General features: G+C 67.4%; 16 protein-coding genes. 9 read left to right on the forward strand and 7 right to left on the reverse strand.

What is annotated here, in order from left to right; all coding sequences use genetic code 11:
* Positions 1–64 precede the first annotated feature (64 nt).
* A complete protein-coding gene (locus BST13_RS11520; RefSeq protein ID WP_211296065.1) occupies positions 65–1,921 on the forward strand; it encodes an alpha/beta hydrolase family protein in 1,857 nt (618 codons plus the stop codon).
* Here the strand turns inward: BST13_RS11520 and BST13_RS11525 are convergent.
* Positions 1,918–2,514, reverse strand: coding sequence for an SACE_7040 family transcriptional regulator (locus BST13_RS11525; protein ID WP_083163814.1), 597 nt, complete (start codon positions 2,512–2,514; stop codon positions 1,918–1,920). The genes BST13_RS11520 and BST13_RS11525 overlap by 4 nt on opposite strands.
* A gap of 59 nt (positions 2,515–2,573) precedes the next feature.
* Between BST13_RS11525 and BST13_RS11530 the strand changes: the two genes are divergently transcribed.
* The 8 genes from BST13_RS11530 (at position 2,574) to BST13_RS11565 (ending at position 12,258) form a co-directional block, all read left to right on the forward strand.
* Positions 2,574–4,136 (forward strand): carboxyl transferase domain-containing protein, encoded by a 1,563-nt coding sequence (locus BST13_RS11530; protein WP_211296068.1) that lies wholly within the window; start codon positions 2,574–2,576, stop codon positions 4,134–4,136.
* Between the two features lie 7 nt (positions 4,137–4,143).
* Positions 4,144–6,135 (forward strand): acetyl/propionyl/methylcrotonyl-CoA carboxylase subunit alpha, encoded by a 1,992-nt coding sequence (locus tag BST13_RS11535; RefSeq protein WP_083163818.1) that lies wholly within the window; start codon positions 4,144–4,146, stop codon positions 6,133–6,135.
* Positions 6,132–7,295, forward strand: a complete 1,164-nt coding sequence (locus tag BST13_RS11540) for an acyl-CoA dehydrogenase family protein (protein ID WP_083163820.1) — start codon at positions 6,132–6,134, stop codon at positions 7,293–7,295. Before BST13_RS11535 ends, BST13_RS11540 begins: the two co-directional genes overlap by 4 nt.
* Positions 7,292–7,783, forward strand: coding sequence for a MaoC family dehydratase (locus BST13_RS11545; protein WP_083163822.1), 492 nt, complete (start codon positions 7,292–7,294; stop codon positions 7,781–7,783). Before BST13_RS11540 ends, BST13_RS11545 begins: the two co-directional genes overlap by 4 nt.
* Before the next feature lie 25 nt (positions 7,784–7,808).
* Complete coding sequence (locus BST13_RS11550; protein ID WP_083163824.1) at positions 7,809–8,615, forward strand: HpcH/HpaI aldolase/citrate lyase family protein; 807 nt, start codon at positions 7,809–7,811, stop codon at positions 8,613–8,615.
* Between the two features lie 256 nt (positions 8,616–8,871).
* Positions 8,872–9,963, forward strand: a complete 1,092-nt coding sequence (gene pdhA / locus BST13_RS11555; protein WP_083163827.1) for a pyruvate dehydrogenase (acetyl-transferring) E1 component subunit alpha — start codon at positions 8,872–8,874, stop codon at positions 9,961–9,963.
* Between the two features lie 52 nt (positions 9,964–10,015).
* Positions 10,016–11,074 carry an alpha-ketoacid dehydrogenase subunit beta gene (locus BST13_RS11560; protein WP_083163829.1) on the forward strand — a complete coding sequence of 353 codons (1,059 nt, stop codon included), beginning with the start codon at positions 10,016–10,018 and terminating at the stop codon, positions 11,072–11,074.
* Positions 11,071–12,258 carry a dihydrolipoamide acetyltransferase family protein gene (locus tag BST13_RS11565; RefSeq protein ID WP_083163832.1) on the forward strand — a complete coding sequence of 396 codons (1,188 nt, stop codon included), beginning with the start codon at positions 11,071–11,073 and terminating at the stop codon, positions 12,256–12,258. Before BST13_RS11560 ends, BST13_RS11565 begins: the two co-directional genes overlap by 4 nt.
* A gap of 6 nt (positions 12,259–12,264) precedes the next feature.
* On the opposite strand, the gene BST13_RS11570 is transcribed toward BST13_RS11565, so the two are convergent.
* The 6 genes from BST13_RS11570 to BST13_RS11595 all read right to left on the reverse strand — a co-directional run bounded on the left by BST13_RS11570 (position 12,265) and on the right by BST13_RS11595 (position 15,817).
* Positions 12,265–13,017, reverse strand: a complete 753-nt coding sequence (locus tag BST13_RS11570; protein WP_083163851.1) for an enoyl-CoA hydratase — start codon at positions 13,015–13,017, stop codon at positions 12,265–12,267.
* Positions 13,018–13,150: 133 nt separating this feature from the next.
* Complete coding sequence (locus BST13_RS11575) at positions 13,151–13,495, reverse strand: hypothetical protein (RefSeq protein ID WP_083163854.1); 345 nt, start codon at positions 13,493–13,495, stop codon at positions 13,151–13,153.
* 36 nt (positions 13,496–13,531) lie between these two features.
* Entirely contained in the window at positions 13,532–13,873 is a 342-nt protein-coding gene (locus tag BST13_RS11580; protein ID WP_083163856.1) for a hypothetical protein, read from the reverse strand.
* 91 nt (positions 13,874–13,964) lie between these two features.
* The gene (locus tag BST13_RS11585) at positions 13,965–14,552 is read right to left on the reverse strand and encodes a hypothetical protein (RefSeq protein ID WP_083163858.1); all 588 of its coding nucleotides are present in this window, start codon (positions 14,550–14,552) and stop codon (positions 13,965–13,967) included.
* A gap of 29 nt (positions 14,553–14,581) precedes the next feature.
* A complete protein-coding gene (locus BST13_RS11590) occupies positions 14,582–15,187 on the reverse strand; it encodes an MspA family porin (protein WP_083163860.1) in 606 nt (201 codons plus the stop codon).
* Positions 15,188–15,268: 81 nt separating this feature from the next.
* Complete coding sequence (locus BST13_RS11595) at positions 15,269–15,817, reverse strand: MspA family porin (protein WP_083163863.1); 549 nt, start codon at positions 15,815–15,817, stop codon at positions 15,269–15,271.
* Positions 15,818–15,838: the final 21 nt, after the last annotated feature.

Raw genomic sequence — 15,838 nt, forward strand, 5'->3', positions numbered from 1 at the left:
AGCAGGGTACCTGTGCGGGCGCTCAGTGTGCTCGCACAGACATTGGCGGAGAGGAGTACGGGGAGTGGAGCGGCACGTTCGGGTGAACTACGGCGCGTCGTTGTCGCCGGATGCGACGGCGTTCGCGCACCTGGTCGACGACGGTGGCTATCCGCGCGCTGTGCAGAGGTTCCTGCGGGGCTGGCGGGCCAGCTCGTCTCGTGACGTGGAACTGCCCGTCGTGGGTCCGGTGACGCGGGTCATCCACTCGGCCGACGGGCACTGGCTGGCCTGTGAGGTCGCGCCCGAGGGCGGCACCCGTAGCCAGATCTGGGTGGTGACAACCGATCCTGACGACCGCGACGCCCGCCGCGTCGACATCTGGCCGCCTGACGCGCCCGAGGGCACCGCCGAACTGATCGGTTGGGACGGCACTGCGGTGGCGGCGATCCTCACCGGTGACGACGGCGTCGGCAGCTCGTGCCTGATCGACCCGGCCACCGGTGACACCACCGTGCTGGACCGGCGGTCCGGGGGCCGGCTCGTCGACTCCTGGGCAGGCGCGTCGCTGGTGCGGGTCGGTCCGCGCGGCTACCGCGAGCTGATCATGCTGTGGGGGCAGCGGGAGATCGCGCTGCTGCCGTTCGACCCCGGGTCCACCACCGACGCAGGCGTGGTTCTCGACGACCATCAGCCGCGCCGGATGCGCAGCGGTCTGGAGGGCGAGACCGCGCTGATCGAACCGGCCAAGAACTACCCGCTGGGCAGCTCGGAAGGCTATGTCCGGGCGCTCATCCGCAGTGAGAACGGCGCGTCCCACGCCCGGCTCATGGAGGTCACGGTGACCGCCGAAGGCGTGTCGTATCACGTCGTCGCCGAACGGCCCGGCTATGAGCTCGACGAGTTCGTGGTCAGCGACGACCTGTCGACGGTGGCCATGTTGTGGAACATCGACGGGTGCAGCGAACTGCAGATCCTGGAATACGCCGACGAGACCCTGGCCGAGCCGATCCCGCTGCCAGGCATGGTGGCCAGCGAATTGAGCATCAGCGCAGGCGGTTCCATGGTCGCGATGACCGTCCAGGGGCCGTCCCTGCCGCCGACCGTGGAACTGGTCGACCCGCGGACGAGGGAATGGGAACGTATCGACCGCGAGCCCAGCCTCGGACCGCTCACCGGCACACCGACTTTGGAGCGGATCACCGCGCACGACGGACTGGAACTCAACGCCTGGCTGTACCGGCCCGACCGGGAGCCGATCGGCGCGATGATCTTCCTGCACGGCGGCCCGGAAGGACAGGCACGGCCCGACTACAACGAGTTCTATCCACGGCTACTGGAGGCCGGGATTGCGGTGCTGACGCCGAATGTGCGCGGATCAGGAGGGTTTGGCAGGGCATTCATGCATGCCGACGACAGGGAACTGCGGTTCGCCGCCATCGACGATGTGGCCGACTGTGTGAAGTATCTGGTCGAGCGCGGACATGCCCGGCCCGATCGCATCGCGTGCAGCGGCTGGTCCTACGGCGGGTATCTCACGCTGGCGGCCTTGACCTTTCATCCCGAACTGTTCGCCGCGGGCATCAGCATCTGCGGGATGAGTGATCTGAATACCTTCTACCGCAACACCGAACCGTGGATCGCCGCTGCCGCACATCCCAAGTACGGGCATCCGGTTGCCGATCGCGAACTGTTGGAGCAGCTGTCGCCGTTGGCGCGGGCACACGCGCTGACGGCCCCGCTGCTGTTGGTGCACGGCGCCCACGACACCAACGTGCCCGTGGGGGAGTCCCTGCAGATGTACGACGCGCTGCGTGAGCTGGGCCGGACGGCGGAACTGCTGATGTTCGACGACGACGGCCACGAGATCGTCAAACGGGAGAACCGGGCGGTGCTGGGCGCGGCGATGACGAAATGGCTGCTCGCGGCGTTCGCCGACTAACGGGTGGCGTGCAGCGCCGCCAACGTCATCCGGCGCAGCACCTCACGTGAACGAGCCTTGGAGCCAGCGGGTTTCACGCTGTACGGGGTGGAGTTGAGCAAGCCGAACGCGGCGTGCGCCATCACGCGGGCGTCGTCTTCGGCCAACTGCGGGTCGAGCCGGGTCAGCACCGACACCCAGATCTCGACGTATTGGCGCTGCGAGCGGCGGACCTGACGCGCTGCGGTGTCGGGGAGATGGGCCAGGTCGCGGTCCTGGATGCGGATCAGGTCGGGTTCGTCGAAAACGAAGTCCAGGTGGAAGTCGACGAGGTCGTCGAGCGCCGTGCGGGCGTCGTCGTCTTTGGCGATGACGTCGCGCGCACCGGCGAGCAGTCGCGTGCTGATGCCGACCAGCAGCTCCACCAGCATCGCTTCCTTGTTGGGGAAGTGCCGGTAGATCGCAGGCCCGCTGACACCGACGGCTGCGCCGATGTCCTCGAGTCGGACCGCGAGGTAGCCACGTTCGGCCACCAGGCGTTCCGCAGCTGCGATCAGTTGGCTGCGGCGATCGGATTTGGCCTGACTGCGTCGGGTGACGGCACTGTTCGTCATGACGCCTCCGGGGTAGACAACTCGGTTAATCGTGACTAACATACCACGAGTTAGTCGCCATTAACTCAAATGGAGCTGCCTTGTCATCGCATACAGACGACCACCTGGCGTTGGTCGCGCAGCTGCGCACCAAACTCGCCGCTGCGGCCCTCGGTGGTCCGGAACGGGCCCGGGAACGACACGTCAGCCGGGGTAAGCTGCTCCCGCGCGACCGGGTCGACGGCCTGCTCGACGCGGGCAGCCCGTTCCTGGAGATCGCGCCGCTGGCTGCCAACGGCATGTACGACGACGAGTGCCCCGGCGCCGGGTTGATCGCGGGAATCGGCCGCGTGTCCGGCCGTGAATGCGTCATCGTCGCCAACGACGCAACCGTCAAAGGCGGTACGTACTACCCGATCACGGTCAAGAAGCACCTGCGGGCACAGGAGATCGCGCTGCAGAACCAGCTGCCGTGCATCTATCTGGTGGACTCCGGTGGCGCGTTCCTGCCGCGGCAGGACGAAGTGTTCCCCGACCGTGAACATTTCGGCCGGATCTTCTACAACCAGGCCACCATGAGCGCCAAGGGCATCGCCCAGATCGCGGCCGTGCTCGGATCGTGCACCGCAGGCGGCGCGTACGTGCCCGCCATGAGTGACGAGGCGGTGATCGTCCGCAACCAGGGCACCATCTTCCTGGGCGGCCCGCCGCTGGTGAAGGCCGCGACCGGCGAGGTCGTGACCGCCGAGGACCTCGGCGGCGGCGATCTGCACTCCAAGATCTCCGGCGTCACAGACCATCTGGCCCACGACGACCGCGACGCGCTGCGCATCGTGCGCAACATCGTCTCGACGCTGGGCCCGGCCCAGCAGCCGCCGTGGGCGGTGGAGCCCGCGGTCGACGCTGTCGCCGATCAGACCGAGCTCTACGACGTCGTCCCGGTCGACCCCCGGGTGCCCTACGACGTGCACGAGGTGATCACCCGGATCGTCGATGACGGCCGGTTCACCGAGTTCAAGGCCGAATACGGCACCACGCTGGTCACGGGCTTCGCCCGCATCCACGGCCACCCCGTCGGCATCATCGCCAACAACGGTGTGCTGTTCGGTGAATCCGCGCTCAAGGGCGCACATTTCATCGAACTGTGCGACAAGCGCAAGACGCCGCTGCTGTTCTTGCAGAACATCTCCGGCTTCATGGTCGGCCGCGATTACGAGGCCGGCGGCATCGCCAAGCACGGCGCCAAGATGGTGACCGCCGTGGCCTGCGCGCGGGTGCCGAAGCTGACCGTCGTGATCGGTGGCTCGTACGGTGCAGGCAACTACTCCATGTGCGGCCGGGCGTATTCGCCGCGCTTCCTGTGGATGTGGCCCAATGCCCGTATCTCGGTGATGGGCGGCGAGCAGGCCGCTTCGGTGTTGGCCACGGTCCGCGGTGAGATGACCGATGAGCAGGCCGAAGAGTTCAAGGCGCCGATTCGCGCGCAGTACGAGCACCAGGGCAATCCTTACTACTCGACCGCGCGGCTCTGGGACGACGGTGTGATCGATCCGGCGGACACCAGAACCGTGCTCGGACTTGCTCTTTCGGTTGTCGGCCAGGCTCCGTTGGAGCCGGTCTCCTACGGCGTCTTCCGGATGTGAGGCAGAGATGACGACTTTCGACACAGTGCTGGTCGCCAACCGCGGCGAGATCGCGGTGCGGGTCATCCGCACCCTGCGCGAGATGGGAATCCGCTCGGTCGCCGTGTTCAGCGAGGCCGACGCCGGCGCGCGGCATGTCCTCGAAGCCGATGTCGCGGTGTGCATCGGCCCGGCAGCGGCACGGCAGAGCTACCTCAACATCGCGGCTGTTGTCGACGCCGCCCGTCGTACCGGAGCGCAAGCCGTGCACCCGGGGTACGGATTCCTTTCGGAGAACGCCGAATTCGCCGCTGCCCTGCAGGCAGCAGGCATCGTGTTCATCGGCCCGCCAGCCACAGCGATCGCGACCATGGGCGACAAGATCGCCGCCAAGGCCGCAGTATCGGCATTCGGAGTCCCTGTCGTACCTGGCATTTCGCGCCCGGGCCTCACCGACGACGACCTGATCGCCGGTGCCCCCGAGGTCGGCTTCCCGGTGCTGGTGAAGCCGTCCGCCGGTGGTGGTGGCAAGGGCATGCGGGTGGTGCACGAGGCGGCTGAACTGCCGGGTGCGCTGGCCTCCGCCCGCCGCGAGGCGGCCGCCGCCTTCGGCGACGACACGCTGTTCCTGGAGCGATTCGTGTTGCGGCCCCGGCACATCGAGGTGCAGGTCCTCGCCGACGGCCACGGCAACGTGATCCACCTCGGCGAGCGTGAATGCAGCCTGCAACGCCGCCACCAGAAGGTCATCGAGGAGGCGCCGTCCCCGCTGTTGGATCCCGCCACCCGGGCCCGGATCGGCGCGGCCGCATGCGATACCGCGCGCAGCGTCGATTACACCGGTGCGGGCACCGTGGAATTCATCGTCTCGGCCGACAAGCCGGACGAGTTCTTCTTCATGGAGATGAACACCCGGTTGCAGGTCGAGCACCCGGTCACCGAGATGGTCACCGGTATCGACCTGGTGGAGCAGCAGATACGGATCGCTGCCGGAGAGAAGCTGGCGCTGAGCCAGGACGACATCGTGATGACCGGGCACGCTGTCGAAGCCCGCGTGTACGCCGAAGATCCAGCCAACGGTTTCCTGCCGACCGGCGGACCGGTGCTCGGGCTGAGCGAACCCACCGGCGCCGGTGTCCGCGTGGACTCGGGTTTGGCGGCCGGAACCGTGGTTGGCAGTGACTACGACCCGATGCTCGCCAAGGTCATCGCCTACGGCGACGACCGAGCCGATGCGCTGCACACGCTGGACCGGGCGCTGGCCGACACCGCGGTGCTTGGCGTCACCACCAACACCGAGTTCCTGCGCTACCTGCTGGCCGATCCCGATGTCGCTGCCGGCCGGCTCGACACAGGCCTACTGGACCGCCGCGCACCCGATTTCACACCGGCCGCCGTCGGAGACGAACAGATGATCGCGGCCGCGGCGTACCTGTGGCTGCGGCACTGGTCGGAAGCGGGGGACAGCCTCTGGCAGGCGCCGTCCGGCTGGCGGGGCGGCGGACGGGCGCCCGCGGCGTTCCGGCTGCAGACCAGCGGCCGCACCGATCACGTGTATCTCACCGGAACCCCGGACCGGGCCACGGCGACCGTCGAGAACGGTGGAAACCACACCGCCAGTGCCGCTTTCGCCGACGGACTGCTGGCCGTCACGCTGGACGGTCTGCGCACCGAGTACCTGGTCGCTGCCACCGACGGCCGGCTCTGGCTGACCGGTGGCGGGCGCGTCTGGACGGTCGAAGAGGTACGCGAGGCGCCGGTGCGTCCCGATGACGAGCACAGCGGGGACGCCGAACTCACCAGCCCGATGCCGGGTTCGGTTGTCGCCGTTGGGGTGAACCACGACGATGCGGTCGCTGCCGGCGCCATGGTGGTCACCGTCGAGGCCATGAAGATGGAACATGCGTTGACCGCCCCGGTCGACGGCACCGTCGAACTACTCGTCGCCGTGGGCGACCAGGTCAAAGTGGGTCAGCCGCTGGCCCGAATCACCGCTGCAATCGAGGAGACCCAATCATGACTGACTTCTTGTCCACCGGAACCCTGCCCGATCACTACGAGCAGCTGGCCAAGACGGTCCGCGACTTCGCCCAGAGCGTGGTCGCCCCGGTCAGTGCCAAGCACGACGCGGAACACTCGTTCCCCTACGAGGTCATCGACGGCATGGCCGACATGGGCCTGTTCGGCCTGCCGTTCCCCGAGGAGTACGGCGGCATGGGCGGCGACTACTTCGCACTGTGCCTCGCGCTGGAGGAACTCGGCAAAGTCGATCAGAGCGTGGCCATCACGCTTGAGGCCGGCGTGTCCCTGGGTGCGATGCCGGTGTACCGCTTCGGAAACGACACGCAGAAGCAGGAGTGGCTGCCTCTGCTCGCCAGCGGCAAGGCGCTGGGCGCGTTCGGTCTGACCGAGGCCGGCGGCGGCAGCGACGCGGGAGCCACCAAGACCACCGCGAAGCTCGACGGCGACAGCTGGGTAATCAATGGCTCCAAGCAGTTCATCACCAACTCCGGCACCGACATCACCAAACTCGTCACGGTCACCGCGGTCACCGGCGAGAAGCCCGGTGGCAAGAAGGAGATCTCGTCGATCCTGGTGCCGGTCCCCACACCGGGCTTCACCGCCGAACCGGCCTACAACAAGGTCGGCTGGAACGCCTCGGACACCCACCCGCTGAGCTTCGACGACGTCCGGGTGCCCGCCGAGAACCTGCTCGGCGAGCGCGGGCGGGGCTACGCCAACTTCCTGCGCATCCTCGACGAGGGCCGCATCGCGATCGCCGCGCTGTCGGTCGGTGTCGCACAGGGTTGCGTCGACGAATGCGTCAAGTACGCCAAGGAGCGTCAGGCCTTCGGCGCGGCCATCGGCACCTACCAGGCCATCGCCTTCAAGATCGCGCGCATGGAGGCCCGCGCGCACACCGCCCGGGCCGCCTACTACGACGCCGCCGCGCTGATGCTCGCGGGCAAGCCGTTCAAGAAGGCCGCTGCCGTGGCCAAGCTGGTCGCCAGCGAGGCCGCGATGGACAACGCGCGTGATGCCACGCAGGTGTTCGGCGGCTACGGCTTCATGAACGAATATCCGGTGGCGCGGCACTACCGCGACAGCAAGATCCTCGAAATCGGTGAGGGCACAACCGAAGTGCAGCTGATGCTGATCGCGCGGGAGGCCGGTCTGTGAGTGATGAAAAGCGAGTCATCGAACAGCGCGGACTCTGGTTCGAAGAGTTCGAGATCGGGGTGCGCTACCTGCATCGGCCGGGGCGCACCATCACTGAAGCCGACAACGTTCTGTTCACCACGCTGACCATGAACACCCAGGCCCTGCACCTGGATGCGGCCTTCTCGGATGCGTTGCCGCCGTTCAACGCCCGGCTGGTCAACTCGATGTTCACGCTGTCGACGCTCGTCGGCCTGTCGGTCGCTCAGCTGACTCAAGGCACCATCGTCGGCAACCTCGGATTCTCCGAAATCGCCTTCCCCAAGCCGCTTTTCCACGGCGACACGCTGTATGCCGAAACCGAGATCACCGAGAAACGCGTGTCCAAGAGCCGGCCCGGGGAGGGCATCGTCACGTTCGCGCACACCGGGCGCAACCAGCATGGTGACGTCGTCGCGACCGCATCGCGCAAGACGATGGTGCGCATGCGGCCGGAAGGTGAGGCCTGATGGCAGCGCGGACGCGAGGAGCAAAATGACACTGTCGAACACCGGACCCGGCTGGCTCTTCTGTCCCGCCGACCGGCCCGAGCGATTCGAAAAGGCCGCAGCGGCAGCCGACGTCGTGATCCTCGATCTCGAGGACGGCGTCGCGGCCAAGGACCGCGAAGCCGCCCGCCGGGCACTGATCGACACACGACTGGACCCGGCCCGCACCGTGGTGCGGGTCAACCCGGCCACAACCGCCGACCACCAACTCGACCTCAAGGCCGTGGCCGCGACCGACTACACCACGGTGATGCTGGCCAAATCCGAGCACGTCGACCAGGTGCGCGCGTTGGCGCCGTTGGAAGTGGTGGTCCTCATCGAGACGCCGCTGGGCGCGCTCAACGTCGTCGACCTGGTGCAGGCCGACAACGCGTTCGCGGTGATGTGGGGCGCCGAGGACCTGTTCGCGGTAACTGGTGGCACCGCCAACCGGTGGCCCGACGGCAGTTATCGCGACGTGGCCCAGCATGTCCGATCGCAGACGCTGCTGGCGGCCAAGGCGTTCGGCAAGGTGGCACTCGACTCGGTGTACCTGGACATCAAGGACCTCGACGGACTGCGGGCGGAAGTCGACGACGCGGTCGCTGTCGGGTTCGATGCCAAGGTCGCGATCCATCCGTCCCAGGTCGCGGTGATCCGGGCGGCTTACACCCCCACCCACGAGCAGATCAGGTGGGCGCGAGCCGTCCTCGATCGAGTGGCGAGTGAGCGTGGGGTGTTCCAGCACGACGGCCTGATGGTCGACGCGCCGGTCCTGCGGCGTGCTGAGCGCATCGTCGCCCTGGCGCCCTAGTTCTCCGTCTGCTCGCGGCACTTGCTGTAGCCGACACGCCTCCAATCCGTTATCAGCGTTGACCGCGAGCACATCTGATTCGGGCGCATAATGGCGGTGATGCCCCAGCGCTGCGACGTCCGAGCGATCGTCCGGCTAGCGCCACACCCAGGCGACTAGCCGGCGGCCTCTCACCAGGGGTTTTGTTTGTACCGCCGCCGCGCTGAGCACCTCGCGGAACGACGGCGAAACATGCCGTCACCGAACAGGAGGCGGTATGGCTGAGCCATATGCGACGCCGCAGAGCGTCGATCTGGATCCGGTGCGGCTGGTCGAGGCCGACGGGTCGCCAACACCCGAGACGCGCTACAGCCGCGATCTGCCGCCAGAAACGCTGAGCTGGCTCTACGAGTCGATGGTGGTGACCCGAGACCTGGACACCGAGTTCATCAACCTGCAACGGCAGGGCGAACTCGCGCTGTACGCGTCGTGCCGAGGCCAGGAGGCCGCTCAAATCGGCGCCGCGGCCTGCCTGCGCAAAACCGACTGGCTGTTCCCGCAGTACCGGGAGATCGGCGCCTTCTTGCTGCGCGGCATCGCGCCCGGGCAGATCGGTGCGGTGTGGCGGGGTGCCTGGCACGGTGGCCTCGAATTCACCAGCCACTGCGTCGCCCCGGTTGCCATCGCGATCGGCACCCACGGTCTGCACGCGGTGGGTGCGGCAATGGCCGCCGAGCGGCTCGGTGAGGACTCGGTGACGGTCGCCTTCATGGGTGACGGCGCCACCAGCGAGGGCGACGCGCACGAGGCGTTCAACATGGCGTCGGTGTTCAAGGCGCCGTGCGTGTTCTTCGTCCAGAACAACCAGTGGGCCATCTCCGTCCCGGTCGGCCACCAGATGGCGGGACCGTCCATCGCCCACCGCGCCGTCGGCTATGGCATGCCCGGCATCCGCGTCGACGGCAACGACGTGCTGGCCTGTTACGCGGTGATGGCCGAGGCTGCCGAACGTGCGCGCCACGGCGGCGGCCCCACACTGATCGAGGCCGTCACCTACCGCATGGGTCCGCACACCACGTCCGACGACCCCACCCGCTACCGATCCACCGAGGAGGTACAGGACTGGCTGGCCCGCGATCCGATCACCCGCTATCGGACCTATCTGGAATCCGTCGGGGTGTTCAGCGAACGCCTGCAGGAACGGGTCGCCGCGCGGTCGCACCGCCTGTGCGCCGAGCTGCGCGACGCCATCGTCGGTGGAGCCGATCACGATCCCGCCGAGTTGTTCGACACCGTCTATGCCGAGATCACGCCGGAGCTCGCGCGGCAACGCGATGAATTGCTGGCTGAGTTGGCGAAGGAGGCGTGATGACGCGCCGCGGACGCGAGGAGCAGCAAGATGACCGGACGCGAGGAGCAAAATGACTCAGATCATTGACCGGCCTGCCGCGCAGGGTGATTCGCACGAGCCGTGGGGACCGATCCTCCGGCCGGTCCCGGCCACCACCGAACTCACGATGGTGCAGGCGATCAACCGCGCGTTGCACGACGCGATGGCGGCCGACGATCATGTGCTGGTGTTCGGCGAGGATGTCGCCACCCTGGGTGGGGTGTTCCGGGTGACCGAGGGTTTGACCGAAACATTCGGTGCCGAACGGTGTTTCGACACGCCACTGGCCGAGTCGGCCATCATCGGCCTGGCGATCGGCATGGCGATCCGCGGGTTCACCCCGGTGCCGGAGATCCAGTTCGACGGCTTCAGCTACCCGGCCTTCGATCAGATCGTGAGCCATCTGGCCAAGTACCGGATGCGTACCCACGGTGATGTCAATCTGGGTGTGACGGTACGCATTCCGTCGTTCGGCGGGATCGGTGCGGTGGAGCACCACTCCGAATCCACCGAGAGCTACTGGCTGCACACCGCCGGTCTGAAGGTCGTGGTTCCGTCCACGCCGTCGGACGCATATTGGCTGTTGCGACATTCGATCACCTGTCCGGACCCGGTGATCTATCTGGAACCGAAGCGTCGGTACTGGGCACGTGAAGCCGTCGACACGGCCACCCCGGGGCTGCCCCTCGGGCGGGCGGCGGTGCGGCGCACCGGAACCGACGTCACGGTGATCACCTACGGCGGGTTGGTCGCCACCGCACTGAGTGCGGCCGATCTTGCGGCCGAACGTGGCTGGAGCCTGGAGATCGTCGATCTGCGTACGCTCAACCCGCTGGATTTCGACGCGATCGCCGAGTCGGTGCGCCGGACCGGGCGCGCTGTGGTGATGCACGAGGGTCCACGCACCCTCGGGTTCGGGTCAGAGCTGGCCGCCCGCATATCGGAGGAGCTGTTCTACGACCTCGAGGCGCCGGTGTTACGCGCCACCGGTTTTGACACGCCGTATCCGCCGGCCCGGCTGGAGAAGCTGTGGTTGCCCGGGGTGGACCGGTTACTCGACTGCGTCGAACGTGCGATGGTCCAGCCGTGAACCGGGAATTCCTGGTTCCCGATCTCGGTGAGGGACTTCAGGACGCCACCATCACCGGCTGGAACGTGGCAGTCGGCGACACTGTCGCGTTGAACCAGACGCTGTGCACGGTCGAGACCAACAAGGCCGAAGTCGAGATCCCCAGCCCCTATGCGGGGCAGGTGCTCGAACTCGGCGGGGCGGCAGGCGACACGTTGGCCGTCGGCGCGCTGCTGGCGAGGATCGAGACCAGCGAATCCGCCCCGGCCGGCACTCCCACGAACGGCACCGGCACACCGCGTAAGGCCGTCCTGGTCGGCTACGGCGCCGACGATTCGATGGATGCCAGCCGTCGTCGGGCCCCGGTGCCGGAATCCGGACGGCCGCGAGCGAAACCGCCGGTGCGCAAGTTGGCCGCCGAACTTCACGTTGACCTCACCGCGCTGGCACCGGGATCCGGTCCCGAGGGCATCATCACCCGCGACGATGTGCTCGCGGCGGCCGACGGCAACGAATTGCTCGACGTGCGCGGCGTCCAGGCCGAGATGGCACGGCGAATGATGTTGGCACACAGTGAGATACCTGATGCACACGCGAGCGTCGAGGTGGATTGCACTGCGCTGCTTGCTCTGCGGGACCGAATCGTCGCCGCGGACAACCGACTGCCCGTCACCCCGTTCGTCCTCACCCTGCGGATGCTGGTGATCGCTCTGCGCAGGCACCCGATCCTGAACTCGACCTGGGTGGTCACCGACGAGCGTCCGCGCATCCATCAACATCCTGCCGTGCACCTCGGTTTCGGCGTCGCCGCTCCTCGCGGCCTGCTGGTCCCCGTCGTCGCCAATGCCCAGCGTCTCACCACTCGCGAACTGGCCCAGACGGTTTCGCAACTCATCGACGGGGCGCGGGCCGGATCGCTGACGCCGCAGCAACTCACGGGCTCGACATTCACGGTGTCGAACTACGGTGCGCTCGGGCTCGACGACGGGGTTCCGGTGATCAACTACCCGGAGGCGGCGATTCTCGGTATGGGGTCGCTGCGGCCGCGGCCGGTGGTGATCGACGGAGCCGTGACGGCCAGGCCCACCATGACCTTGACCTGTGCCTTCGACCACCGGATCGCCGACGGGGCACAGGCCGCCGGGTTTCTGGTCGAGCTGCGGAACCTCATCGAGACGCCGGAGTTGGCGCTGCTCGACCTGTAGACCGCGCTACTTGCGCTTCGCCGCTGCCAGCCGACTGGCGAACTCGGGTGATTCGATGGAGGCTGCTTGCGGCCCCAACTCGGTGTCGACTGCGATCCGATGCTGGTCGATGTCGATGACACCGGGATTGGCAGTGGCCCGCATCGATGCCTTGGTGGCGATGACGACGTCTCGCGGCGCGCTCGCGGGGCCTGCCGCGAGTTCACGGGCCGCGCCCACCGGATCGCCCGAAATGCTCAGCGCCAGGCCGTGGCGCAGCGCCGCATCGGCGTCGAACCGCATTCCGAAGAGCAGCGCGGCCCGCGCGACCTGGGGCCCGACCGCCCGTTGCAGCATCCAGGTGGCGCCCCCGCCGGGATGGATGCCGAGCTTCTGGAAGCGGGGATCGAACAGTGCCCCGGGCCCGGCGATCCGGACGTCCGCGGCCAGCGCGAGGTTCAGGCCTGCCCCGACCGCGGCGCCGTTCACCGCCGCGATGGTCGGCAACGTGCAGTGTGCGATGGCCAGGAAGCCGTCGTAGATCTTGCGTAAACCGTCCTCGGTGGCGGCGCCCAGTGCGGTCAGATCCGCGCCGGCGCAGAAGGCTTTGCCGGCCCCTGTGACGATGACGGCGTGCACGCCGGGGTCGGCTTCGGCGGTGTCGACGGCTGCCCTCAGGGCCGCTGACATTTCAAAGGTGACGGCATTGCGGCGCTCGGGATCGTTGACAGTGATGAGTGCGATGCGGTCGGAGATGTCGAGCAGGACGGAATCGGCCATGGCGTGAGCGTAGCCCTTTGTGTACCCCGAGTAGTCGACGCGGCATGTTCCTACCCGATAATGAAAGGATGTTGGCCGACAACGGCGTCCGCGTCGTGGATGGGATCTTCTGACCCGTGTTGGACACGAATCATCACGGCGAACCGGCCGAGACCACGCCGTGGCATGAGCGCCCCACTGCGGTCGCGCTGGCCAGTCTCGGAGGAATTGTCGCGATTGCGGCGGTGATCGTGGCGGTTGTCATGACCTCGCGGCACTCCAGCGAGCCACCCCCAGCTTTCGACTCACCGGGATCGACCACTGCCACGACGTCGGCGACGTCGTCGACCAGCACGTCGTACCCACCCCCGCCGGGCGCTGTGACCACGTCCGATACCCCTCCACCGCCACCGGTCGAGGCTCCGCCGCCGGTCGAAGAGGCGCCTGCGACCACCACGGCTCCTGCGACGACCACGATGACGAATCCGTACCAGAGCACGACAGCGCCCAATGGCGCTGCGTTCTGACGGTCAGCTCAGCCGAACCCGATGCCGATACCGCCCCAGACACCCGAGTCGTCGGGTTCGTTGGGGCATGAAACATCCACGTACACAGTGGTATTGGATGGCACGGCGCCAGGGGAGCGGTCGGGGTTGTGCACCGCGGTGACCTTGCAGCGCGAGAGGGGCTCCGTGCTGACGCCGCTGACCCAGTTGATCTGGACGTTGTAGCCCTGGGCGGTGAGATCGGCAATGGTGTCGGCGGCTGATTGGGCCCCTGCGCGAGGGTCAGCAGCAGCGGCGGCGGCGTAGCCGAGCGATATGCCAAGGGTGGCGGCGATTATCGCGAAAAGAGCGCGTTTCGGTCGAACCGACATCGCGGCCTCCCGAGGGCTGGACTGCGTATGCGCTGTCCAGCATAAACGTTCGGACAGCGTCCGGATATAAACCGAACGCTGCCCGAATGTGTCACGGAGCCGGCGGTGCGCCAGGAGGCGGGATCACCGGTGCACCCGGGGCCGGTGGCGGCCCTGCGGGATTCGCCGGATCCGGCAGATTCTCACCGAGTCCCTGCGGGATATTCGTTCCCGGTGGGGGAGCGGTGCCCGGAAGAGGTTCACCCAGTTGCTCTTTGGGGGTCTGGCCGAGCATCCCGCCATGCAGGTTGCCGTTGCGGTACAACGAGCGGATCCCCCGGAGCCAATCGAGCCCGGAGACGTCGGCGTTCTCCTGGCCCGGAGCGACGCCGACGACGGTGCCCTGACCGGGCGCCGATGGCTTCTCGTTCTGCGGGAAGAAGTTCCCGTTGTTGAACGCCCGGAGGTTTGGCGCATTGGTGGGCGGGCCCGCCCCGGGTGCCGAGGGAACCGTGTACTGCCCGAGCAGGGCGCCCGGGCTCATGTCGATCCCGTCTGGGACACCGAGCTTTCCTGGCGCACCCTCGGTTCCGTTCTGCGCCAGGACCGACAGCCCATTCGGCCCGAGCGGCGCGCCGACCGCGAACAGCCCGGCTGCGGCGAGGGTGGCCATGGTGTTCTTGACCGAGTTCTCGCTCATGCCTTCGTGTTTCGCTTTCACTCAGATCGTCAGACGGCTTTGGTGACGCCGTAGTAGGCGACGACGTCGTCGGTGTCGGTGGTGGAGCTGGTGAGGGTGGCGTAGGAGCGTAGGAAGGATTGTCCGACGCAGCCGTCGACTTTGATGTGGACGTCTTTGAGGGTGACGCGCACGGGGGCGGCTTTGAAGGATTTCTTGTCCACCGAGACGTTGGTGACGGTGCCGGGTTTGGGGTGGATTTCCAGGGTGCCGGACAGCGGCATGCTCACGCCGGTGGGGATGATGCCGGCCAGGGTGGAGCCGGAGGTGCTCAACCCGATCGACCCGACGAGGCGGACTTGGCCCAGTTCGATGCCGCAGCCGATTTGGTAGCCGGTGTCGAGTGTGCCGCCGGTGAGTTGGGTGGAGCCGCCGCCGGTGACGGTGCCGGTGAAGGTGCCCGCGACCAGGTATTCGCGGGAGGAGGCGGCGGTGGTCAGGGGGGCGACGGGGAGTTGGCTTTCGTTGGTGGCGGCGACGGTGAGTTTCCAGCCGTCGGGGGTGGTCACGACGCCGGGTTCGGCGGAGGCCAGCGGTGCCACGGCGACCGGGGCCAGCAGGGCCACTGCTGCCAGGGTGGCGAGACGATTGAACATGCGGGAACGTGTGCCTCTCGTGGGTGTCGAAACCGGGGAGTGTTCGGTGTGCGTCATCGGTGTCGGGTACTGGGTGCCTGGTTAGACGGCTTTGGTTACGCCGAGGTAGGTGACGACGTCGTCGGTGTTGTCGGTGGAGCTGGTCAGGGTGGAGTAGGTGCGGATGAACGACTGACCGGCGCATTGGTCGAACTTGATGCGCACTCCGGTGATGGTCACGCGGGTGCCCTTGCCCTTGAACGACTTTTTGTCGATGGGGACGATGGTCACGGTGCCGGGTTTGAGGTAGACCTTGCCCTGCAGGCTGACGCCGAAGCCGGCGTTGACTTCGTTGGCGGAGCCGGTGAAGGGGATTTTGATGCCGGGGGTGAAGCTGACGCCGGGGTTGATTTCGGTTTCGTCGGTGATGATGCCGCAGCCGATCTGGGCGCCGGCTTCCAGGGTGCCGCCGGTGAGTTTGGTTTTGCCGGAGCCGGTGACGTTGCCGGTGAAGGTGCCGCCGACGAGGTATTCGCGGGAGGACACCGCGGTGGTCAGCGGGGCGACCGGGAGCAGGGTTTCGTTGGATCCCACGACGGTGACGTGCCAGCCGTCGGGGGTGTCGAGGACTCCGGGGGGTGCCGAGGGCACGGCGCCGGTGTCGGCTCCAAC

The organism is Mycobacterium aquaticum, from assembly GCF_002086485.1.
Taxonomy (GTDB): Bacteria; Actinomycetota; Actinomycetes; order Mycobacteriales; family Mycobacteriaceae; genus Mycobacterium; species Mycobacterium aquaticum.

Excerpts from the sequence above, each read along its gene's own strand:
- pdhA (WP_083163827.1), top strand. The coding sequence starts at position 8,872 with ATGGCTGAGCCATATGCGACGCCGCAGAGCGTCGATCTGGATCCGGTG.
- BST13_RS11550 (WP_083163824.1), top strand. The coding sequence starts at position 7,809 with ATGACACTGTCGAACACCGGACCCGGCTGGCTCTTCTGTCCCGCCGAC.
- BST13_RS11585 (WP_083163858.1), bottom strand. The coding sequence starts at position 14,552 with ATGAGCGAGAACTCGGTCAAGAACACCATGGCCACCCTCGCCGCAGCC.
- BST13_RS11540 (WP_083163820.1), top strand. The coding sequence starts at position 6,132 with ATGACTGACTTCTTGTCCACCGGAACCCTGCCCGATCACTACGAGCAG.
- BST13_RS11560 (WP_083163829.1), top strand. The coding sequence starts at position 10,016 with ATGACTCAGATCATTGACCGGCCTGCCGCGCAGGGTGATTCGCACGAG.
- BST13_RS11570 (WP_083163851.1), bottom strand. The coding sequence starts at position 13,017 with ATGGCCGATTCCGTCCTGCTCGACATCTCCGACCGCATCGCACTCATC.
- BST13_RS11580 (WP_083163856.1), bottom strand. The coding sequence starts at position 13,873 with ATGTCGGTTCGACCGAAACGCGCTCTTTTCGCGATAATCGCCGCCACC.
- BST13_RS11535 (WP_083163818.1), top strand. The coding sequence starts at position 4,144 with ATGACGACTTTCGACACAGTGCTGGTCGCCAACCGCGGCGAGATCGCG.
- BST13_RS11590 (WP_083163860.1), bottom strand. The coding sequence starts at position 15,187 with ATGTTCAATCGTCTCGCCACCCTGGCAGCAGTGGCCCTGCTGGCCCCG.
- BST13_RS11525 (WP_083163814.1), bottom strand. The coding sequence starts at position 2,514 with ATGACGAACAGTGCCGTCACCCGACGCAGTCAGGCCAAATCCGATCGC.